Annotated in this window: 18 protein-coding genes; 6 read left to right on the forward strand and 12 right to left on the reverse strand. The window is 38.5% G+C overall.

The window, feature by feature from the left end:
* Window positions 1-17: 17 nt before the first annotated feature.
* Window positions 18-3,104: a SusC/RagA family TonB-linked outer membrane protein gene (locus tag APB85_RS14730; RefSeq protein ID WP_057482170.1), complete on the reverse strand. Its 3,087-nt coding sequence runs from the start codon at window positions 3,102-3,104 to the stop codon at window positions 18-20.
* Window positions 3,105-3,273: 169 nt separating this feature from the next.
* On the opposite strand from APB85_RS14730, the gene dacB reads away from it, so the two are divergent.
* The 6 genes from dacB to APB85_RS14760 all read left to right on the forward strand — a co-directional run bounded on the left by dacB (window position 3,274) and on the right by APB85_RS14760 (window position 8,783).
* Entirely contained in the window at window positions 3,274-4,608 is a 1,335-nt protein-coding gene (gene dacB, locus APB85_RS14735; RefSeq protein WP_103294476.1) for a D-alanyl-D-alanine carboxypeptidase/D-alanyl-D-alanine endopeptidase, read from the forward strand.
* A gap of 24 nt (window positions 4,609-4,632) precedes the next feature.
* The gene (locus APB85_RS14740) at window positions 4,633-5,685 is read left to right on the forward strand and encodes a S66 peptidase family protein (protein ID WP_057482172.1); all 1,053 of its coding nucleotides are present in this window, start codon (window positions 4,633-4,635) and stop codon (window positions 5,683-5,685) included.
* 76 nt (window positions 5,686-5,761) lie between these two features.
* Window positions 5,762-7,291, forward strand: coding sequence for a helicase HerA-like domain-containing protein (locus APB85_RS14745; protein WP_057482173.1), 1,530 nt, complete (start codon window positions 5,762-5,764; stop codon window positions 7,289-7,291).
* A 25-nt stretch (window positions 7,292-7,316) separates the two neighbouring features.
* Window positions 7,317-7,874 carry a hypothetical protein gene (locus APB85_RS14750; protein ID WP_057482174.1) on the forward strand — a complete coding sequence of 186 codons (558 nt, stop codon included), beginning with the start codon at window positions 7,317-7,319 and terminating at the stop codon, window positions 7,872-7,874.
* A gap of 10 nt (window positions 7,875-7,884) precedes the next feature.
* Window positions 7,885-8,490 (forward strand): inorganic diphosphatase, encoded by a 606-nt coding sequence (locus APB85_RS14755; protein ID WP_057482175.1) that lies wholly within the window; start codon window positions 7,885-7,887, stop codon window positions 8,488-8,490.
* 89 nt (window positions 8,491-8,579) lie between these two features.
* Window positions 8,580-8,783, forward strand: coding sequence for a hypothetical protein (locus tag APB85_RS14760; protein ID WP_057482176.1), 204 nt, complete (start codon window positions 8,580-8,582; stop codon window positions 8,781-8,783).
* A gap of 82 nt (window positions 8,784-8,865) precedes the next feature.
* Here APB85_RS14760 and ftsZ read toward each other — a convergent pair whose 3' ends face one another.
* From ftsZ to APB85_RS14815, 11 genes are all read right to left on the reverse strand, one after another.
* Window positions 8,866-10,911: a cell division protein FtsZ gene (gene ftsZ, locus APB85_RS14765; RefSeq protein WP_057482177.1), complete on the reverse strand. Its 2,046-nt coding sequence runs from the start codon at window positions 10,909-10,911 to the stop codon at window positions 8,866-8,868.
* A 118-nt stretch (window positions 10,912-11,029) separates the two neighbouring features.
* A complete protein-coding gene (gene ftsA / locus APB85_RS14770; protein WP_057482178.1) occupies window positions 11,030-12,397 on the reverse strand; it encodes a cell division protein FtsA in 1,368 nt (455 codons plus the stop codon).
* Between the two features lie 3 nt (window positions 12,398-12,400).
* Window positions 12,401-13,117: a cell division protein FtsQ/DivIB gene (locus tag APB85_RS14775; protein WP_057482179.1), complete on the reverse strand. Its 717-nt coding sequence runs from the start codon at window positions 13,115-13,117 to the stop codon at window positions 12,401-12,403.
* Window positions 13,107-14,462 carry a UDP-N-acetylmuramate--L-alanine ligase gene (gene murC / locus APB85_RS14780; protein WP_057482180.1) on the reverse strand — a complete coding sequence of 452 codons (1,356 nt, stop codon included), beginning with the start codon at window positions 14,460-14,462 and terminating at the stop codon, window positions 13,107-13,109. The genes APB85_RS14775 and murC overlap by 11 nt, the downstream gene beginning before the upstream one ends.
* 69 nt (window positions 14,463-14,531) lie before the next feature.
* Entirely contained in the window at window positions 14,532-15,623 is a 1,092-nt protein-coding gene (gene murG, locus APB85_RS14785) for an undecaprenyldiphospho-muramoylpentapeptide beta-N-acetylglucosaminyltransferase (RefSeq protein ID WP_057482181.1), read from the reverse strand.
* An 11-nt stretch (window positions 15,624-15,634) separates the two neighbouring features.
* The gene (locus APB85_RS14790) at window positions 15,635-16,843 is read right to left on the reverse strand and encodes an FtsW/RodA/SpoVE family cell cycle protein (protein ID WP_057482182.1); all 1,209 of its coding nucleotides are present in this window, start codon (window positions 16,841-16,843) and stop codon (window positions 15,635-15,637) included.
* A 150-nt stretch (window positions 16,844-16,993) separates the two neighbouring features.
* Window positions 16,994-18,358, reverse strand: a complete 1,365-nt coding sequence (murD, locus tag APB85_RS14795; RefSeq protein WP_057482183.1) for a UDP-N-acetylmuramoyl-L-alanine--D-glutamate ligase — start codon at window positions 18,356-18,358, stop codon at window positions 16,994-16,996.
* 6 nt (window positions 18,359-18,364) lie between these two features.
* Complete coding sequence (mraY, locus tag APB85_RS14800) at window positions 18,365-19,603, reverse strand: phospho-N-acetylmuramoyl-pentapeptide-transferase (RefSeq protein WP_057482184.1); 1,239 nt, start codon at window positions 19,601-19,603, stop codon at window positions 18,365-18,367.
* 36 nt (window positions 19,604-19,639) lie between these two features.
* Window positions 19,640-21,106 carry a UDP-N-acetylmuramoyl-L-alanyl-D-glutamate--2,6-diaminopimelate ligase gene (locus APB85_RS14805; protein WP_057482185.1) on the reverse strand — a complete coding sequence of 489 codons (1,467 nt, stop codon included), beginning with the start codon at window positions 21,104-21,106 and terminating at the stop codon, window positions 19,640-19,642.
* The gene (locus tag APB85_RS14810; RefSeq protein ID WP_057482186.1) at window positions 21,103-23,094 is read right to left on the reverse strand and encodes a penicillin-binding protein; all 1,992 of its coding nucleotides are present in this window, start codon (window positions 23,092-23,094) and stop codon (window positions 21,103-21,105) included. The genes APB85_RS14805 and APB85_RS14810 overlap by 4 nt, the downstream gene beginning before the upstream one ends.
* Window positions 23,095-23,412 (reverse strand): FtsL-like putative cell division protein, encoded by a 318-nt coding sequence (locus tag APB85_RS14815; protein ID WP_057482340.1) that lies wholly within the window; start codon window positions 23,410-23,412, stop codon window positions 23,095-23,097.
* Between the last annotated feature and the right edge of the window lie 42 nt (window positions 23,413-23,454).

The raw sequence follows: 23,454 nt of genomic DNA on the forward strand, positions 1-23,454 counted from the left end.
ATTCTTTATCTTTTTAATTATAGTCCTAGATTAAGCGTGAAAAATAAACTTTGCACTCCCGGGTAACCTAACCCAGTAAAACCAACAGCATTCCCGCCGGCTCCCGCGCTAAAAGATTCGGGATCAAAGCCATCCCAAGGGGTATAGAGGATAATGTTGTTAGCCGCTACGGAAACACGTGCTGAAGTAAATGGCAAAACATTTAAAACATTTTCCTGGAAGCTATATCCCAGAGAAATATTCCTCAATTTTATAAAAGAAGCGTCGTTTACAAAATTCTCACTCACCGTTCTATAAGTATTTCTATAAAAACCAGCACCATAATCTCTACCATCTGGACCCACACCCTGTCCTAACCAAACTTCTTGACTGTTCGGAGAACCATCAGCTAAGACACCATCAAAAACACGGGTGTCATTTCTGGCAAGGGTATATTCTGCAATCCCAAAGGCAGAAAAGAAGTTATCATATTGGCTATATTGTTCTAATCCGGTTCTAAAATCTATTAAAAAAGAGAAATCAAAACCTTTATAAGTGAAGTCGTTTTTGAGACCTCCAATCCATTTTGGAGTGGTGTTTCCTAGAACAAGTTGTGCTCCATTTCGTGCAGGGAAACCATTTTCCCCAATTACTACTGGCAAGTCTTCGTTTAAAAAGATGCTATTTTCATCCGCACCAAATCTTTCATAGCTAGTGCCAAAAATATTCCCATAAGCTTCACCTTCTATAAGCTTCATAGTTACTGAGCTTCCACCATAACCAAATTGACTTCCAACAACAATCTCATCTATACCTTCTCTAATATTTACCACTTCATTTTGATTATAGGCAGCGTTCAACGAAACATCCCATCTAAAATCTTCAGATTTAATTGGAGTACCCCGAATAATAAATTCCACCCCTTTATTTTCTATCTCTCCTGCATTTGTTACAAATGTTGAAAACCCTACACTTTCTGAAACCGGAACAGGAATAATCTGGTCTTTACTATTAGATTTATACCAGGTAAAATCTATTCCCAAACGATTTTCAAGGAATCTAAGATCTGTACCAAATTCAATAGAAGTAGTTTCTTCAGGTTTTAGCAATGGGTCTCCAAACCGGCTAAAACGTGTAAAACCAACCTGCCCGTTTAACGGATAATTTGAAGGCGAAGTGTAAGTTTGTCCTATTAAGTATGGATCTGTATCCTTACCAACCTGCGCCCATGACCCTCTTAATTTACCAAAAGTTAAAAATTCTGGTGTTTCTACAACTTCACTAAAAACCCAACCCACATTCACCGAAGGATAGAAAAATGAATTATTTCCTATTGGAAGTGTAGAAGTCCAGTCGTTCCTGGCAGTTATGTTAACGAATAACATATCATCATAACTTAACATTAAATCTCCATACAAACCAACAAGTCTTTTCTTACGCTTATCCTGCGAATTTGAAATTTGGCTCGTATAACTTAGATCATAAAATTGAGGAATTACAAAGTTGGATCCCGAAGCATCAAATCTTTTATAATCTCTCTCAAAAACATCATTTCCTATTCTTAGCGTACTTCCAAATTTTTCAGTCCAATCTTTTGTAAGCGTAATAAAGAAATTAGAGTTGATATCGCGACTTTCAATACTTGTTTCTGAAATAGAACCGGTACTACTTAGCGGCACTTCTCCATCTATTCCTAATGGACCAGGAGTAATCTCTGTTCTATTTTCACTGTAATAGTCGGTACCAATCAGGTAATTAATATCCAACCACTCAAAGGGGCTGTAGGTGAATTTAAAATTCCCAATAGTTCTGTTAACCTCATCCTCAAAAGTGCTAAAACGAGCATCATACAATGGGTTCGTATTCCCATAGGTTTTCATGGTCCCATCTGGATTTATATAATCTGTAACATCATGGTTTGGTGCCCAGTACATCATACGTTCCATAAACCTATCATGAGGAACACGATTACCCCCCGAAATAGTATAATTCAAATTTCCTGAAAACGTAAATTTTTCGCTGAATTTAACCTGACCATTTAATCTGGCCGAAGTTCTGTTCCAGTCACTAAAAGGCATAATCCCTTCGTGACCTAAATTACCTAACGAACCATAAAAAGTAGCTTTTTCATTTCCGCCAGAAATGCTAACAGAGTTATCTATTTGAACCCCGGTATCAAAAGCATCTCTCCAAATATCATAAAATTTAGCATCTGGATCTATGGCATTAATCTCCTCCATAGAAGGCCCCCAGTTAGGCCAAAAAGAGTCTGGATCGTATTCTCCAGAAAATCCTTGCCCATACACTTCCTGAAAATCGGGATATCGGTTAATCTCTTCAAAACCTATTGAACTATTAAGGTTAATTCTAACCTGTCCTTCCTTACCTTTCTTTGTAGTGATGATAACAGCACCGTTTGCAGCTCTAACTCCATATAGAGCAGTAGCCGCAGCTCCTTTCAACACGTTTAAAGATTCGATATCATTAGGATTAATATCTGCTGCCCTGTTCGTTAAACCACGAGGCGTACCTGCAGATTCGGTTGTAGAGTTATCAATAGGCACACCATCTACAACAAATAAGGGTTGGTTATCAGCATTAGGATCTAAAGAGTTTACACCCCTAATTATAATCCTGGCACTTTGCCCGGGAGCCCCACCAGAGTTGGTTATTTGTACACCAGCAGCCTGACCCTGCAATGCACTTACCACGTTCTGCTGTTTAGTTTTAGTAATTTCTTCTGCATTAATTTCTTGCACGGCATATCCCAGTGATCTCTTTTCCTGTTCAATACCAAAAGAGGTAACCACTACCTCATCAAGACCTTCAAGATTCTCAACCATGCTAACATTAATTACGCTTCTTCCATTTACAGGTTGTTCCTGTTTTTCGAAGCCTAAAGAAGAAAATACCAAAACAGCATCTTCTCCAACTTCCACAGCGTAATTACCTTCCATGTCAGTAACAGTACCTTCGTTTGTCCCTTTTACCAACACATTAACGCCCGGTAAAGGCATTCCATCACTGGCCACAGTAACCGTACCGGTTACTTCCTGCTGCTGGGCAAACATCCCGGTAAGTTGGAAAAAAGCCAGCAAAGCCATAATTGTAATTTTGTTTTTCATTCCTTTCTGTGTTAAAGTTTTCTGAATTATAAACTAAATATACCTAAAACGCGCATATTTAAGCCAATTAGTCACATTAAAATTTAAACTTTTATTAAGTTCTTGATTATTAATTTAACTTCGTATTAATTTTTTAAAAATATCTCAACCTATTTAAAAGTTTATAATTGTGAAAAATTGCCACCCACTTAAATTTCCCCTAAAAGCTTTTATACTTTTTGCAACTATCATAATATTTGGCTCCTGTTCAAGCACGAGAAAAATAAGCAAGCCACTAGACAAAATTTTTGAAGAATCCCCGGTTTTCCAACAGGGGTTCTCGGGTTTTATGGTAGTTGACCCCGAAGAAAACAAAACCCTTTACAGCCATAACGAAGAAAAATATTTTACTCCGGCTTCAAATACCAAGCTCTTTTCTTTTTATGCAGGCTTAAAAATATTAGGCGATTCTATTCCCGCACTTCAATATCGAATTGACAACGATACGCTTTATTTTAAGGCTACCGGAGATCCCTCTTTTTTAAATGAGGATCTACCAGGATCAAAGGTTTTTGAATTCTTAAAGCAGACTGACAAACACCTGGCTTACATTGCGCCAACATTTACCGAAAAGCACCAGGGACCAGGTTGGGCCTGGGACGATTACAATGCATACTATTCGGCTGAACGTACCGCCTTTCCTATTTATGGCAATATGGTGGGATTTGAGTTTCAAAAAAATAAGGAGTTTCCCGTGGTTTCACCTGCAATTTTCACAGATTCCCTGGTAAGCTCAAAAGACAGCCTAATTTCTTCACGGCTTAGGCGCGATATAGTCAAAAACCGTTTTACGTTCAACAATCAAAAGAAAGATTCAGAGTTTTCTCAAGTTGTTCCCTTTAAGTATTCTTCAGAAATTCTGGTAAATCTCTTAAGCGATACACTTCAAAAACCGATTAGTTTCATTCAGAATTCAGCATTAAATAAAAATCTAAATAATACCTTATATAGTATTCCAAGCGACAGTATTTACAAAAGGATGTTGAAGGTGAGCGATAATTTTATAGCTGAACAAATTTTACTAATGGCGGCAAATAAAGTTTCAGATACCCTAAAATCTGATATTGCCATAGATTATATGAAAGAAAATCATCTAAAAGATTTGCCAGATGAACCTATGTGGTATGATGGTTCTGGCCTTTCTCGCTATAATCTTTTTACACCCAGAAGTATGGTAAAATTACTTCAAAAAATTAAAGCTGAAGTTCCGCAGGAAGAATTGTTAGATATGTTACCTGCCGGCGGACATTCTGGAACGATAAAAAATTACTATAAGGCTGACAAGCCTTATGTTTTCGCCAAAACCGGTACATTAAAAAACAATCACAGTCTTAGCGGATATTTAAAAACGAAAAATGGCAAGCTATTGATTTTTAGTTTTATGAATAGCAACTACACGGTTCCCACTACTGTTTTAAAGGCGGAAATGGAAAAGGTGCTGCTTCAAATTCGTGATAATTACTAACTTTAACCTTCTAAAATCATCCCCATGCAACGTAGAAAATTCATTCAGAATATAGGAATTGGAAGTTTAGCTTTTCCGCTGGCTAGTTTTACCCAAATTGATAAAATCGCTCCTACTAATAATTCGGTGATAATTCCGCAAGGACTAAAAGAAGGAGATACGGTGGGCGTTGTAAGTCCGTCTAGCGCTATTTTTGAAACCGAACCCTACGAAATTGCCAAAGAAAACCTGGAAGCCATGGGGTTAAAGGTGAAATTCGGAAAATTCGTAAAAAGCCGTTACGGGCATCTGGCAGGAACCGATGAGGAACGTGCCGGGGAATTAAACAAGATGTTTCGCGACGAAAATATTCAGGCCGTAATGGCACTTCGTGGAGGATCTGGTGCAGCAAGAATTCTGGATAAATTAGATTACGATACGATTAAAAACAATCCCAAGATCTTTATAGGTTATAGCGATATTACCGCACTGCACCTGGCCATTTACGAAAAAACCGGACTTGTAACTTTTCATGGGCCATTGGCGGTTTCTACCTGGAATTCTTTCAGTTTTGATTATTTTAAACGTTTGCTATTCGATAAGGAAAAAATCACCTTCACCAATCCTACCGATAAAGGCGATAACCTGGTACAAGTAGAAAACAGGATCAGGACTATTAGAGAAGGCGAAGCCACCGGCAGACTAATTGGCGGAAACCTTTCGGTGCTTACCGGAATTATGGGATCGGAATATTTCCCATCAGATTGGGAAGGCAACATACTTTATTTAGAAGATGTTGGCGAACAAATTTATGCGGTAGACAGGATGATGAGCCAATTGCAATTAGGCGGTGTACTGGATAAAATTAGCGGCTTTGTCTTCGGAAAATGCACTAGCTGCAATCCCGGCGGCTCCGGTTACGGATCTTTAACAATGGAAGAAGTTATAGATCATTATATAAAACCTCTAAATATTCCTGCATTTTCAGGGGCGATGATTGGACATATCGATGATAATGTTACAATTCCTAACGGACTGAAAGCGAAGATAAACGCAACAAAAGGAAGCATAGAACTTCAGGAAAACCCCGTTAAATAATTATTTCATAAAAAGTAAATTGGCTTAAACCTGTCGATTATTCCCAACAATTCTTATTTTTAAGAAAATTTGAAGCGTGGATAAAACAGAAGAGTTTGTAGAACATATCAGCCAGGCCTACAATCCTAAAGGCGATTATATCCATTTGGGTGCCGCAATGCTTAACGATGAAACTTTCGCCGATGCTGCAGTGAAAATTCCTTTGAAAACAATGAACCGGCACGGGCTTATAGCCGGAGCTACAGGAACGGGAAAATCTAAAACGCTGCAAATTTTAGCTGAAAACCTTTCTCAAAAAGGAGTTCCGGTTTTACTGATGGACGTAAAAGGTGATCTTAGTGGTATTGCAAAACCCTCTGCAGGAGAAGAATTCTTACACGAACGCCATAAAAAACTTGGCTTTCCATTTGAATCTTCAAAATCGCCCGTTGAATTTCTTACTATTTCTGAACAGAATGGGGTTCGATTAAGAGCAACGGTTAGTGAATTCGGGCCAATTTTATTATCACGAATTTTAGATGTTACTCCAACCCAGGAAGGCATCTTAGCCATCATATTTAAATACTGTGACGATCATCATTTACCTCTTTTGGATCTCAAGGATCTTAAAAAAATGCTTCAGTACGTAACTGATGAAGGTCGCGAAACCATAGAAAAGGAATATGGAAGAATTTCAAGTGCATCAACCGGCGCCATCCTTAGAAAGATTGTAGCGCTGGAGCAGCAAGGTGCCGAACGCTTTTTTGGCGAACGCTCTTTTGAAGTAACCGATCTTACCAGGAAAGATAAAAAAGGTTATGGCTACGTAAATATTATGCGGCTTACCGATATTCAGGATAAGCCAAAGTTGTTTTCAACATTTATGCTTAGCCTTTTGGCTGAAATTTATACGACTTTTCCTGAAGAAGGTGATAGCGACAAACCTAAACTGGTTTTATTTATAGATGAAGCTCATCTTATTTTTAAGGAAGCTTCAGATGTTCTGTTAGATCAAATTGAAAGTATTGTAAAACTAATTCGATCTAAAGGTGTAGGCCTTTATTTTGTTACACAGAACCCAACAGATGTTCCTTCGGAAGTATTGGGACAGCTGGGATTAAAAATTCAACATGCCTTACGAGCCTTCACTGCAAAAGACCGAAAAGCAATAAAATTATCGGCCGAAAATTATCCAATTTCAAAATATTACGATACCAAAAATGAGCTCACCTCGTTAGGTATTGGAGAAGCTTTGGTTTCTGCATTAGATGAAAAAGGAAGACCTTCAGCACTTGCCGCCACGATGTTGAGAGCGCCAATGAGCAGAATGGATATCCTATCCGATAGCGAGCTTGAAGAACTCATGTTTCAGTCTAAATTAAGATCAAAATATAACGAAGAAATTGATCGCGAAAGCGCTTATGAACTTCTGAATAAGAAAATTGAGGAAGCCGAAGCAAAAGAGGCCAAAGAAAAGGCCGAAGCTGAAGCTTTAGAAAGAAAAAAGGCTGTAACTACTACTAGCAAGAGCAACTCGAATAAAACCCAGGGGGCTATCATTAAAGTGCTCACCAGTGCCACTTTTATCAGGGGCGTCATGGGCGTGCTCAATAAACTATTAAAATAATTATCATCAATATTCAATCTAAGAAATGAAAAAATCTTTGCTACTTATTCTGGGCTTAACTTTAGGCCTAACGTCCTGTCAAAAAGATGAGGACAATCCTTTTTTAATTACCGCTAACCAGGTGGGTCCTGTAAACCGGGACATCAAGATCAATCAATTAGATTCCTTATTTGCAGAAGATTCCCTGGTAAAACAAAAAAGTGGCGCACAGGAATTTCGCGCTACCGATGAAATTAAGGTTTTTGAAAAAGGAGGAAAACCACTGATGATATTAGAACCTCTTCAGGAATTCGATTCTACCAGCACTATTGGTTATATAAGGGTTTTAGACCCTCGTTACGAAACTAAAAGCGGTTTAAGTACCCAAAGTACTTTTAAAGATATTATGGAAGATTATAACATTTCAAGAATAGAAAACACCCTGAACGCCGCGGTTGTTTTTCTAGATGAAATAAACGCATATATCACCATAGATAAAAAAGAACTTCCTGCAGATCTTAGGTACGATACCGATTCTAAGATTAGGGCTTCACAAATTCCTGATGATGCTAAAATCAAATATTTTATGATCTATTGGGATTAAATTTATTGAGATGAAAAGCTTGCTATGCGGTTTAAGTTTAGGGTTTTTACTCGTTTTTTCTGGCTGTAAACCTTCAAAAGATTTAAGTAAGTTACCTGGCAAAACTGAGAGCGGAAACTACCAGGCGGTGATTGAAATTCCTGCAGGAACCAATAAAAAAATAGAATATCACAAAGAGAAGAAGGAGTTTTTAATAGACAAAAGAGACGGGAGAGACAGAATTATCAATTTTCTTCCTTATCCCGGCAATTACGGTTTTATCCCTTCTACTTTTTCTAGCCCTAAACTTGGTGGTGATGGTGATGCCGCCGATGTTCTTGTACTGGGCGAAAGCCTAAAAACCGGTAGCGTTATAGAGATTATTCCTATTGCCGTTTTAAAATTAATAGATGAAAAGGAATTGGATTATAAGATTATAGCCATCCCGGCAGAACTAAAAGACCGAACTATTATTTCCGAAAACTACCAAAACTTTAATTCAGATTATCCTGAAGTAATTAAAATCCTGGAGAGCTGGTTCACTTATTATGACAAATCTCAAGTGTTAGAAGTTGAAGGTTGGGGTGATGAAACTGAAGCGGTTATGGAAATAGAAAAATGGAGTTCCCAGCCTTAAAAACGTATACTTTCTTTAAGAAATGTTAATCACAAGATAATTTTCAAACATTTGGCTACCTTTATTTTCCTAACCAAAACACTTTAGTTATGATTAAAATCTTAGGAATTATCTTAACCGTTGGCGGTGCAATTGCACTGGTAATGGGAATTCTTGGAATTTTTGGGAGTATTGCCCTTATGTTAAGCCCCTGGGCATTGGCTATCATTGGTTTTATTTTCTTTATTTCGGGTATTTCCCTAATTAAAAGAAGGAAGGATACCGAAGATATTCAAGCAGAAAAAAAAGCTTAAAACCAGTTTTTTATAAAAGAAAAAAAGGTGCCCATTGCGAGGCACCTTTTTTATGAACAGTAATATATAATAAAGATTGGTGTTAGTCTACATTATCGTGTAAAAAGGAATTATTTCTTCTAAAGTGAAGATCATCATTATCGTCCTGCCCAAGGGTAGTTCTAGATAACTTTCCTTCTCCTTTATCGTTTTTATCCAAATCTACTCCCTGTCTTTTATAAGCAGGTTGCTTTTCAATCTCGTCAATTTGGGCTGCATTACTTCTAAATTTGTAATTAAACTCCTTCATTTTAGCCCTGCGCTCTGCTGCACGTTCTATAAGCACTTCAGAAATTGGGTTATTAAACGGATCTTCCTCCCCGTGCTCTTCCTGCTTTTTTTCAGGATTTTGAGGTTCTGGTTTCACCGTTTTCTTTTCAAAAGCAATTGTTTCATCTTTTGGCTCCTCTTTCTTTTTGGCCTGGGGTTTTGAGCTATCTAAAGATTGCTCAAATTCCATATAATCATCCAGGCTGTAACGCTTAACTCCACGTGTAGAACTCTCGGTTACCGGAACAATTTCTACAGGTTCATTTACCTCTATATTCTTAGACTCATCTTCTTCAAGCTGATGTCTAATTTCTTGCTTTCTTTCCTGTTGTGGCTGTTGTGGTCTGGATTGTGGTTGTTGCTGCTGTTGTTGTTTTGGCTGCTCCCGTTGAGGCTCTTCTTTCTTTTCCTGGTTTATAGGAAAATCGAAAGTGAACATAAACTGATCTTCATTATTATCCTGAACCTCTTCCGGCTCATTAACATCCATCTTCTTTACTTCTTCTGAAGTATCATTAATAATAAAATCGTCGGGATTTATTTCTTCATAAGAAACTTCCATATTCCTCGCCGAAGGTGGCGTTTGCAATAATTCTTCTTCTTTATTCTGAATATTTCCCAATTCGTCTACCTCTTCTACACTATCATCTAAAGTATGAACGATAGGTTTTTCTGGTTCCTGCGCTTTTGGTTCTTCTTGCTGAGGCTCTTCCACCCTTTGGTTGAATTCAGGATAAGAACGGGTTTTCTTCGGATTTAAATTTTGTTCCGCTTTCTGGTCGTCCTCCAGCGTGTGGATTATTTTTTTGGTTTCGGTATTTACAATTTCGTTTTGCTGTTCTACGTTAAATCCCGTGGCAATAATTGTAACCGAGATCGCTTCATCTAAAGCTTCATCTTCACCCACACCCATAATAATATTGGCACTGTGACCGGCTTCAGCCTGAATATGATCGTTGATTTCCCCTATTTCATCAATAGTAATTTCCTCAGAACCCGAAACGATTAGCAGTAATACGTTTTGAGCACCGGTAATCTTATTATCGTTCAATAAAGGAGAATCCAGAGCTTTACTAATAGCATCCTGCGCCCTGGTAGCACCTGTAGCCTGGGCAGATCCCATTATTGCAGTACCACTATTGCTCAATACTGTTTTAGCATCCCTAAGGTCAATGTTTTGCGTGTAGTGATGCGTTATTACTTCAGCAATACCTCTAGAGGCAGTTGCTAAAACCTCATCGGCTTTAGAGAAACCGGCTTTAAAGCCGAGGTTACCGTAAACCTCACGCAATTTATTATTGTTGATCACAATTAAAGAATCAACGTGATTTCTTAGGTTTTCTACCCCAAGTTGAGCTTGCTCGTTTCTCATTTTCCCTTCAAACTGAAAAGGAATGGTCACGATCCCAACCGTAAGGATATCCATATCTTTAGCTTGTTTCGCAATTACCGGTGCGGCACCTGTACCGGTACCACCGCCCATACCTGCGGTAATAAATACCATCTTGGTATTTACATCAAGCATTTGTTTAATTTCGTCAAAACTTTCTACTGCTGCCTGCTCCCCAATATGTGGGTTAGCTCCGGCCCCTAAACCTTCTGTTAAGCTAACACCTAATTGTATTTTGTTGGGAACTGAGCTGTTATCAAGGGCTTGCGCATCGGTATTGCAAACCACAAAATCTACACCTTTTATCCCTAACTGGAACATATGGTTTATGGCATTGCTGCCTCCACCACCAACACCAATAACCTTAATGACGTTCGATTGATTCTTTGGCAAATCGAATGCAATGTTGTCGAATTCTGTACTGCTCATAAATTCTGTTTTACTGGTTCTATCTTTTACTCACTAAGTGAGTTTTATTATGCTTCGACGCTTCCGTCGAAATGTCTTTATTTTAATTTTAATCCTCTTAGACTTGCCTAGAGGTATTTTACTCTGCGTTATCTAAAAAATCTTTAAACTTCTCTGCCCATTTATCGAAAATACTCTTCTTGGGCGGTCCTTTTGAAGCTTCGGGATCTTGTTTCAAATCTTCACCTTCCGGTGGATTTTGCTCAAAATCTTCCTGTAATTCTGCTTCTTCTTTTTCTCTTTCTTCTTTGCTCTTCAGCACTACTTCTTCCTGAAACTTCTTTTCGCCGTGTTCCAGGCTATTCATTACCAAACCGACCGCGGTAGCATAAACCGGACTGGTAGTTTCGGTATCGTTATTTCCTGCCAGGTGCTCGTTTGGATAACCAATTCTTGTATCCATCCCGGTGATGTATTCGGCAAGTTGTTTTAGATGCTTCAACTGTGCGCCACCTCCGGTTAAAACCATCCCGGCAATCAATTTTTTCTTTTGCTCTTCGTGCCCGTAGTTTTTAATTTCAAGGTAAACCTGCTCAATAATCTCTACTACACGGGCGTGGATTATTTTTGAAAGATTCTTTAAGGTAATTTCCTTAGGCTCTCTTCCACGCAAACCAGGAATAGAAACAATTTCATTGTCTTTATTTTCTCCCGGCCAGGCAGAACCGAATTTTATTTTTAGCAATTCAGCCTGCTTTTCTATAATTGAACATCCTTCTTTGATGTCTTCGGTAATCACATTTCCTCCAAAAGGAATTACCGCGGTATGTCTAATTATTCCGTCTTTAAAAATCGCTAAATCGGTAGTTCCGCCACCAATATCTATAAGTGCAACTCCGGCTTCCTTTTCTTCCTGACTCAATACTGCATTAGCTGAAGCCAATGGCTCTAAAGTCACTGCTGAAAGTTCTAAACCGGCACTTTTCACACATCTTCCAATATTTCTAATGGAAGAAACCTGGCCAACCACTACGTGGAAATTAGCTTCTAATCTTCCGCCATACATTCCAATAGGCTCCTTGATCTCTGCCTGCCCGTCTACCTTGAATTCCTGGGGTAAAACATGAATAATTTCCTCGCCTGGCAGCATTACCAACTTATGAACCTGATTGCAAAGACTATGAATATCATCGGCATCAATTACCTCTTCAGGATTTGTCCTGGTTATGTAATCGCTGTGTTGCAGGCTTCTTATATGCTGGCCCGCAATACCAACTACAATATCACTTATCTTTAAACCGGAATCTGCTTCCGCTTCCTGAATAGCCTGTTGTATAGACTGAATGGTTTGAGTGATATTATTCACTACTCCACGGTGCACGCCAAGGCTTTTGGATTTCCCAATACCTACGATCTCCACTTTTCCATACTCGTTCTTACGCCCAATCATGGCCACAATCTTTGTGGTCCCAATATCTAATCCTACGGCTATGTCGCTGTGTTCCATAATTTACTTTTTAGTGCAAACAACCTGATCTCCAAATTGTAAATTCACTTTTTTGTAGGTCTCTAATTTCTCGTCTTGTAAAGCTTTTTTATAAAATGCTTTAAAATTATTCAACTTCAGGGCTATATTTTCGGCCTTCCCGAAATAAACCTTAAAATCCAGTTTTCTCATTTGTAACTCAAATTTATTCCCAGGTAAACGCCTTACGCCGGTTATATGTTGAGTTAAAAATTTATCCTGCTGAATATATGATACCAGCGGGTATACTTTCTCTATATTACTTGAATCTATATCTAACAATAACGGCACCCGAGCCGAATAGTAGGGTGACAAAGGCATTTCAAGCCCATTTTTATCTAAATAAAACGAAGAGCTTCCTACTATTCTGCCAATAGGTTTACGCTGACTTATTTTAGTTTGGAGTTTCCCATCCAGACTTAAAAAAGCTTCAGCATTTTCTATCATATCGTGATTATTCAAAAGGCGCTCTACCCTATTCAAATCTAAAATTTCTTTATCTATGCCCGCCGCCGCTACATCATTTTGTATCAACAACTTATTAACCGCTTCCTCGGTCACATATAGGTTTTCACCTGCTATAAATTGCACCTTAACTTCGCTTACTTTTCGAGCATTATTGCGTTTTTCAGCAAAACCGAAAAGAAAAGCCACTAAAATCACCAAAACAGGTAGTTTTATGTACTTAAGTTTATGCTTCATCTTGCAATGCAATTTTTACAGATTCCACTTCTTCTCCAATACTACCGGCGCCCATAAGCACCACAACTTCCGGATTTGATCTTTTTATTTCTTCCGCAATATTTTCTATCTGAATTAATTTCTTTTTTGAATTCTCAACTTTCTCTAAAAGCCAGCTTGAAGTAACCCCTTCAATTGGCATTTCTCGCGCTGGATAAATATCCAGCAACATCAATTCATCAAACAAAGACAGGCTTTCAGCAAAATCATCAACAAAATCTTTAGTTCTGCTGAATAAATGCGGTTGAAAAACTGCCAAAACCTTCTTCCCGGGATGCATTTCCCTTATGGCCTGGTTCACTGCAGCGATCTCTGCCGGATGATGCGCATAATCGTCTATAAGCACCAGCTTATCTGACTTAATTTTATAAGAAAATCTACGTTTCACACCCTTAAAACTATATAGCGCCCTGGCTAGCTTGGGGATTGGGGATCCATATTGGATAGCCATCGCCAGGGCGGTTATAGCATTTAGCAAATTGTGTTTGCCGGGTAGATTAAACTTAAAATCTTCTAGAACTCCGTTAGGAGTTTTTAGATCAAAATGATACGTCCCATTTTCGATCTTTATATTTTGTGCCGAATAATCGGCGTTGTCTTCTATTCCAAAAGTAATTCCCTCCAGCGGCAAGCCATTTTTCACAAATAGTGTTCCGTCTTCTGGCACGAGAGCGGCAAATTGCCTGAAGGTGTCTTCCAGCTCCTCTTTTTTACCATAAATATCCAAATGATCGGCATCCATAGAGGTTACCGCTGCAATGTTTGGGGAAAGTTGAAGAAAAGATCTATCGAACTCGTCGGCTTCCACCACGATAACTTCTTCACCTTTAAGAATTAAATTGCTTTGAATATCCTCACTTATTCCGCCTAAAAACCCGGTTACTTTCGCATCGGTTTCTTTAAGTAAATGTCCTAAAATTGCCGTAGTGGTCGTTTTACCGTGAGTTCCACCCACGGCCAATGTTGTTTTTCCTTTAGAGATCAATCCGAGTAAAGCGGCTCTTTTCTTTAGGTTAAAATCATTATTCTTAAAATAAACCAGTTGCGTGTGAGCAGCAGGAACTGCGGGTGTATAAACCACAAGTGTATTTTCTTTCTGCATAAAGTCAGCAGGAACAGCACTTAAATTTTCATCATAAACCACAACTATACCTTCAGCCTCCAGCGTTCTGGTAAGCGAAGTTGAAGTCTTATCGTAACCGGCTACATTTTTTCCCTGGAATTTAAAGTAACGCGCCAGCGCACTCATCCCAATACCGCCAATACCGATAAAGTAAATGTTTTGTATGTGGTTTAAATACTGCATTTATATTTTTAATCTCACTTTTCTGTCCCGAATTATCGGGACATTTCAGAATCTATTTCTCTTTATATTTTATTCAATCAATTTTTCAATTTCGTCTACAATCCTTGCGGTTGCATTTGGCAAGGCCAGTTTCTTTATATTTTCTCCTAATTCTTTTTGCTTTTCTTCGGAAGCCATTAATGCGAAAAACTCGGTTTCAAATTTTTCATCCAGCTCATTTTCCTTCAACATCATCGCTGCATTTTTCTTTACTACTGCCAGTGCATTTTTAGCCTGGTGGTCTTCAGCTACATTTGGAGATGGCACAAAAAGCACCGGTTTTCCCACAATACTCAATTCTGAAACCGTACCTGCTCCGGCTCTTGAAATAATAACATCGGCAGCGCCGTAAGCAAAATTCATTTCATTCAAGAATAGATGCGTTTGCACTAAACCTGAATTGTACTTTTTATAATCTTCGAAATACAGCTTCCCGGTTTGCCAGATTAGCTGAATATTTTCCTTTTTAAACTTTTCTAAATTGGCTTCCACCAATTGATTAATTCTTCTAGCGCCAAGACTTCCGCCTAACACCAAAACAACTTTTTTATCTTTATCAAGACTAAAGTGTTTAAGCGCCTTTTCCTTATTTACATCAATCTTCAACAGATCCTGTCTTACCGGGTTTCCAGTAATTACCGTTTTTTCAGCAGGAAAAAATCTTTTTACCTCCTCATAAGCTGCACAAATCTTATCGACTTGTTTTGCCAAAAGCTTGTTGGTTATCCCTGGAAATGAATTCTGCTCCTGTATTAAGCTCGGAATTCCTTTTGAGCTCGCTACTTTTAGTAACGGCCCGCTGGCAAAACCGCCGGTTCCAATTACTACATCTGGCTTAAATTCCTTTATTATTCGTCTGGATTTCGCCAAACTGCTTAACAGCTTAAATGGAAACATCAGGTTTCTCATTGTTAACTTTCGCTGAATTCCACTAATCCAAAGACCTTCTATCTTATAACCTGCTCGCGGAACCTTCTCCATCTCCATCCTGCCACTGGCACCCACAAATAATATATCCACTTTAGGAAAACGCGTTTTTATCTCGTTGGCAATAGCAATGGCCGGGTAAATATGCCCGCCGGTGCCGCCTCCAGATAATATTACACGTAAATCCTTTTTCATCATTTTAAATTCTATATAGCTTCACTTAGAATATCTAGCGGATTTTCATTATCCAGTTCCTTTTCAGCTTCTTCACGTTCTTTCATTTCCTCGCGTTTGGCGCTTACACTTAAAATAATTCCAAGTGCCATACAGGTCATCCAAATGGAAGTTCCACCGCTACTAATAAGTGGCAGCGTTTGTCCCGTAACCGGAAATAATTCTACCGCAACGCCCATATTGATTAAAGCCTGAAAGATTATTGGCAAACCAACGCCCATAACCAGTAATTTTCCAAAAACCGTATTCGATTTTGTGGCAACAATTACGATTCTAAACAGCAATAATAAATATGCTCCCATCACGCCAAATGCGCCTATTAAGCCCATTTCTTCAACTATTATCGCGTAGATAAAATCTGAAGAAGACTGTGGTAAAAAATTTCTTTGCACACTTTTTCCAATTCCCGTTCCTGCAACACCACCACTAGCGATAGCAATTTTTGCCTTTTCTATTTGGTAATCGGCTTCAGTATCTTCATCATTTGTAAAACTTTCAATTCTACTGGCCCAGGTATCTACCCTGTTAGGTAAAAGTCCCGGAAAAGCCTTGGCTGTTAAAATGAACATCGTCAATAAAAGCAAGCCGACAGCGACTATAATTCCGAGGTATTTTACCGGATACCCTCCTAAAAACATGAGTACCAGCACCATAGAAAAAATGATAGCTGTTGTAGAGAAATTGGCCGGCAAAATTAATAATAATACCAGTCCTACAGGCACCCAAAGCGGTAAAATTGACTCCTTAAAAGTGAGATTATCGTTAGTTTTTTTAGAGAGGTAACGCGCCACATAGATCATTAAAACTACCGAGGCCAACGTAGATGACTGAAAGGAAACGCCTAAGCCCGGAATTTGAATCCATCTACTTGCATAAGCCCCGTCAATCATTGTTCCCTGGGCAACGGTATAAATCAATAACACAATGACAACCGGCAAAAACAATATGGAAAGCCCTCTAAAATAATGATAGGGAATTTTGTGTACAGCAAAGAGCAAACAAAAACCTAAAAGCAAATGGAAGAAATGCACCACCACATACTGGAAAGTGCTTCCGTCTCCATATAGATACGCAAGGTTACTACTGGCACTGTAGACCGGCAAAAATGAAAATATTGCCAACAGCCCGGCCGTAGCCCAGATAACCTTATCGCCTTTAAGATTTGAAAAAATACTGCTCATTTAATTTTTATAATTCTTTTTTAGTCTATCTAACTTTTTACGTCAAGCTGAACTAGTTTCAGCTTCTAATGTGTTTTAGATTCTACAGGTTCCAGATCCTGAAACAAGTTCAGGATGACGAACTATCAATAATTTTGGCAGCAAACACCATTAAAGATTTCTTACCGCCTCCTTAAACTGGCGCCCTCTGTCTTCGTAATTCTCAAAAAGATCAAAACTCGCACAGGCCGGTGAAAGCAAGACCGAATTTCCTTTTTCGGCAAGACTGTAAGCCATTCTCACAGCTTCTTTCATAGACTGAGTTTCTACCATAGTATCTACACAGTTGCCGAAGTTTTGCATCAGCTTTTGGTTATCTACGCCAAGACAAATTATAGCTTTTACCTTCTCGTTAACCAATGGCAAAAGATCGTCGTAAACATTTCCTTTATCTACACCTCCAACAATCCAAATGGTTTCGCTTTCCATACTCTCTAAAGCATAAAAAGTAGCGTTTACATTAGTTGCTTTAGAATCGTTGATGTACTGCACATTATTAATTTTCAGCACTTTTTCAAGTCGGTGTTCTACTCCCTGAAAACTCTCCATACTCTCACGAATAGTTTCTTTTCTAATTCTTAATAGCTGGGAAACAGTGGCCGCAGCCATAGCATTTTTAGTGTTATGCTTACCCTGTAAACCTAATTTTGTTGTTGGCATGTTAAATTGGTTGTTTTTTATATTGACAATAATATTTTGGTTCTCTATATATGATCCGTTTTCTACTTTTTGCTGAAGGGAAAACGGTAATTTTTGTGCTTTCACCGGGTTTTTCTCTAACCACCTGGTAATAATCTCATTATCTAAATCGTAGATGAAAAAATCTTTTTCTGTTTGATTTTCGGCAATTCTAAATTTTGAAAAAACATAATTTTCCAGTTTATGCTCGTAGCGATCTAGATGATCTGGTGTGATATTGGTCAATACCGAAATATCTGGCCTAAAATCTTTAATTCCGTCTAACTGAAAACTGCTTAATTCCAAAACAAACCAATCGGGAGTAGTTTCAGCCACTTGTTTCGCAAAACTGTCTCCTACATTACCGGCCATTCCTGCTTTTATGCCCGCACTTTTTAAAATATGATGCACAAATTTGGTGGTGGTGGTCTTCCCGTTACTTCCTGTAATCCCAATTATTTTTGCTGAAGTAAAAGCAGCAGCAAATTCTATTTCTGAAATTACCGGAATACCTTTCGCTACTAATTGCTTTACAATTGAAACAGTTTCTGGAATTCCAGGACTTTTCATCACTACCTCAGCATTTAAAATTTTAGCTTCGGTATGTTGCTCTTCTTCCCAATCGATCTTTAATTCTTCAAAAACCGACTTATATTTTTCTTTTATTTTCCCTTTATCTGAAACAAAAACCTCAAAACCTTCTTTCACCCCAAGAATAGCAGTTCCCGCACCGCTTTCACCGCCGCCAAGAATTACCAGTCTTTTACCGGAATTATTATTTTGAGTTTTAGTGTTCACTATTTGTTATCTTACTTTTAGCGTGATTATAGTTACAATGGCCAGGAAAATTCCAATAATCCAAAAGCGCACTACTATTTTACTTTCGTGATATCCTCTTTTCTGATAATGATGATGCAAAGGAGACATCAGGAAAATTCTTCGGCCTTCGCCATATTTTCTTTTGGTGATCTTAAACCAGGCTACCTGTAATACCACCGATAAGTTTTCCATCAGAAATATTCCGCATAAAACTGGGATCAATAATTCTTTCCTGGTGGCAACAGCGAGTACGGCTATAATCCCGCCAATCGTTAAACTCCCGGTATCGCCCATAAAGATTTGCGCCGGATAAGTATTATACCATAAAAAACCTACCAAAGCTCCCGCAAAGGCACTTATAAAAATGGTCATCTCGCCAGATCGCGGGATATACATAATATTCAGGTAATCAGAAAAAATAATGTTACCCGAAACCCAGGCGAAAATCCCCAGCGTGAGCACAATTATTGCCGAAGAACCGGCTGCGAGGCCGTCTATTCCATCGGTTAAATTGGCCCCATTAGAAACGGCAGTGACAATAAATATTACGATTGGAATAAATATTAACCAGGCATAATTCTTTAAAGCAGGATCTATCCAACTTATTAAACTGGAATAATCGAATTCGTTATTCTTTACAAAAGGAATGGTGGTAGTGGTGGTTTTAATTTCAGGTCCCATCTCCCGAATATTCTGAAAACTATCTACCAGTTCCTGTTTTTCTGGAGCCGGCTCATTGGTTTCCTCTTTTACGGTAACACCAGGATGAAAAAACAAAGTACCTCCCACAATAATACCTAACCCAACCTGGCCAAGAACCTTAAATTTACCCTTTAGGCCTTCTTTGTCCTTTTTAAAAGTTTTAATATAATCGTCTACAAACCCAATTGCCCCCATCCAAAGGGTGGTTACAATAAGCAGGATCACATAAATATTTTCAAGTTTCGCAAAAAGCAAAACCGGAACAAGGGTTGCAAAAATTATAATCAAACCACCCATTGTAGGTGTTCCAGCTTTCTCACTCTGACCTCTTAACCCAAGATCACGAACGCTTTCTCCCACCTGTTTCGCCAACAAATAACTAATAATTCTTTTTCCGTAAATAGTAGAAATAGCCAAAGAAAGAATAATAGCCATGGCAGATCTAAATGAGATATACTCAAATAAACGCGCCCCGGGCACCTGGTATTCTGCTTCTAAATATTGAAATAAGTAGTATAACATGTTTTCTAATTACTCTTCCCTGGGAAAGTTTTGGGCTTACTTATTTAATTCATTTAAAAATTCGGTTACTATCTTGAGATCATCAAAATCGCTGCGTTCTCCATTTACTTCCTGGTAGGTCTCGTGACCTTTTCCTGCGATTAGAATGATATCATTCTCTCCCGCGATCTGGCAGGCCGTTTTTATAGCCTGTTTTCTATTGGTCACAGACACAATTTTCTTAAAATTCTGCGGCTCTACCCCGGCTTCAACATCTTCAATAATCTTATCGGGATCCTCAGTTCTTGGATTATCGCTGGTAAAGATCACTTTGGTACTTAAAGCAGAGGCGATATGCCCCATTTTTGGTCTTTTGGTAGTATCACGATCTCCACCACAACCAACAACAGTTATAAGCTCTTCATTTTTTGTACGGATGCTGTTTATGGTTTCCAGTACATTTTTCAAAGCATCTGGCGTATGCGCGTAATCTACGATCGCCGTAATTTTTTCTTCTTTTGAAATGATATATTGAAATCTTCCGCTAACAGAATTTAACTCGCTGATAATCTTTAAACTTTCCAGGTTTTCAAGGCCTAAAAGTTCTGCAGTAGCATAAATTGCCAAAATATTATAAGCGTTGAAACTTCCAATTAGGCGCGTCCATAATTCCTGGTCATTCACTTTCAGCAGTAAACCTGTGAAAGAATTTTCAAGGATCTGCGCTTTATAATCGGCGTAAGATTTTAAGGCGTAAGTATATTTCTGGGCTTTTGTATTTTGAAGCATTACCTGCCCGTTCTTATCATCAATATTGGTTAAAGCAAATGCTGAAGCCGGTAATTCATCAAAAAAGCGCTTTTTTACATCGCGATATTCAGCAAAACTTTTGTGATAATCTAAATGGTCGTGGCTTAGATTCGTAAAAATTCCACCGGCAAACTCCAGCCCGGTAGTTCTATGCTGATCTATACCATGAGAACTAACTTCCATAAAGCAAAACTCAACACCTTCATCATTCATTTGCTTAAGGTAATCGTTGATAGTAATAGAATCTGGCGTGGTTCTTACCGCATCAAAAGCATTTTCAGCAACCATTACTTTTACGGTAGAAAGTAAGCCAACTTTAAAGCCGGCTTTTGTAAATAAATTATATAAAAGCGTAGCAATAGTAGTTTTCCCGTTGGTTCCCGTAACCCCTACAAGTTTTAATTTCTCTGAAGGATTATCGTAATAATTCGCAGCCATAAAAGCTAAAGCCTGCTGGGCGTTTCCAACTTTTATATAAGTAACTCCGTTTACAATTTCCTTCGGAAGTTCTTCGCAAATTATCGCAAGCGCACCCTTATCTATTGCCTGAGCTATATACTCGTGACCATCTGAAATACTTCCCCGAATAGCCACAAAAGCATCATTCAGTTCAACTTTTCTCGAGTCAAACTGAAGCTTGTTAATAGTTACCGAAGTATTACCTACTACGGCATCGATCTCTACTTTATATAATATGTCTTTTAAGACTCTCAACCTATATTTAAATTTACTTGTTGGTTAGTTTTTATTTTTTGTCCTGCAGATATTGATTGCGCTCTAACTCTTCCAGTGCCTTTGAAATTCACTTTTAAACCAAGGTTTTCTAAAAGAGAAACAGCATCCATTGCAGGCATTCCGGTTACATCTGGCATTATTAGTTTTTCATTTTCAAAACTTGCATAATAAGCTTCAAAATCCTCTACCACCTTATCATTTTTAATATCAAGAGATGGCAGGGTATCCATAACCGGAGTGTCGGTATAGATCTTTTGGGCGATTTGTTTAAAAACCGGCGCAGCAACAATATTCCCGTAATAACCTTTTCTTTTATTTGGTTTGTGAATAATTACAATACAAGAATATTTGGGATTTTCGGCAGGAAAATATCCGGCGAAAGAAGAGATATATCTTCCCGGCTCTATCCAATATTCAACCTGGCAGGTTCCTGTTTTTCCGGCCATAGAAAAATTTGGGGTATAAATATTTGCGGCAGTACCTCTTTCTACGGTATGCTGCATCATATTTTGGAGTTTTTTAGCAGTTTCAGGAGAACAAATTCTAGGATTCATTACCTCCCGCTCAACTTTTAAAATACTTTTATCCCATTCCTTGACTTCCTTTATAAATCTCGGTTTTACCATTTCTCCATTATTGGCGATGGCATTATAAAAATTAAGCGTTTGCAGAGGCGTCAATGAAACTCCGTAGCCAAAGGCCATCCAGGGCAAACTCAATCCATTCCAGTTTTTATCTTTTGGATGCGGAATTCTTGGAGAGCCTTCTCCTTTTATATCCAGGCCTATTTTATTATTAAGCCCCATATCGTATAAACGATCAACAAATTTGGACGGATTACTTTTATAACCTTCGGTAATAATTTTAGTGAAAGCGGTATTAGAGGAAACCTCGAAAGCGCGTGCTGCCGAAACTTTACCATAACCTCCACGACGGGAATCCCTAACCGGTCTTCCGTAATATCGTACCACACCATTTTCGGTATCGATAACCGAACTGGTATCTATCACATTATCTTCCAAAGCGGCGGTCATCGCCATTAATTTAAACGTCGATCCCGGCTCACTAGATTCGTAAACTGCGTAGTTTCTTTTTTCGAAATAAGTTCCGGCTTCTGTGCGACCAAGATTAGACATCGCTTTGATCTCGCCGGTTTTGGTTTCCATAACCACCACAGTACCATGATCTGCTTCAAAATACTCGAGTTGTTTTAATAAAGCATGATGTGCAATATCCTGGATGTTCACATCTATAGTAGAAATCACATCGTAACCATCTTTAGGCTCTACCTCGTTATTATCACTAATTGGTTTCCACTGGCCTTTGGCTATTTTTTGTTTTAACCTACGGCCATCGGTTCCTCTTAAATAAGAACTAAAAGCACCTTCAAGACCTACCCGCGTAAAATATCCATTCTCATCCTGACGCTCGTAACCAACCGTTCTTTCTCCCATTTTCCCCAACGGATGCTCTCGAACAGTTCTTTGCTCTACAATAATACCTCCTCTATATGCACCTAAATTGAACATGGGAAAGCTTTTAACCTTCATATATTCTGAATAACCAAGATTTTGAGCGATAGGCAAATAACGTTGACCATTAGCTCTCGCCTGTCTTAAACGCTGAGACCAATATGCGGCCGATCTCCCAAACATCTCGGTTAGATTATTGGAAAGTGGCACTATATTCTCCTGGAAATTTTTATCTGAAACGGTAACCGCATCAAATCTTATATCGTATTTAGGGACTGAAGTTGCCAAAAGATTTCCATTGGCATCGTAAAGGTTTCCACGGCTGGCAGGAATTTTAAAGCTACGCACAGTACGTTCTTCGGCAAGATTTCGGTAATAATCTCCCTCCACAAACTGAATATCGAGCAGCTTCACACCTACCCCAACAGCAAAAATGAACATACAGGCCGCAACCACGTATAATCTATTTAATATGCCTTTTTCTGATGTAGCCATTTACTCCTTTATCTTCACTTTAATTTTATACGGCGGGTTCTCGGAAGGAAGAATCCCACGATCTTTCATTTTTTGGGTAATCGTCGATTCCATTTTAATTCGCATTAAAGCCGAACGACGATCTACAAATTCACTTTTTAACTCTCTTACTTCTGTATGAAGTTTTGCTATTCTATGCACCTTACGCTCTGCACTATGCGAACTCGCAATCATAATTATCGCCAGCAGCGTACAAAAAACTATAAAGCGCCAGTTGTTTACCGCATCCCTGCTAATAAGAAAATTAGCACGTAGTATGTTGTAAAAACCTTTCCTCATCTCTTTTAACTTCAACCTCCTCGCGAGAATTCATTATAGTTT

The sequence above is a fragment of the Salegentibacter mishustinae genome, assembly GCF_002900095.1.
GTDB lineage: Bacteria > Bacteroidota > Bacteroidia > Flavobacteriales > Flavobacteriaceae > Salegentibacter > Salegentibacter mishustinae.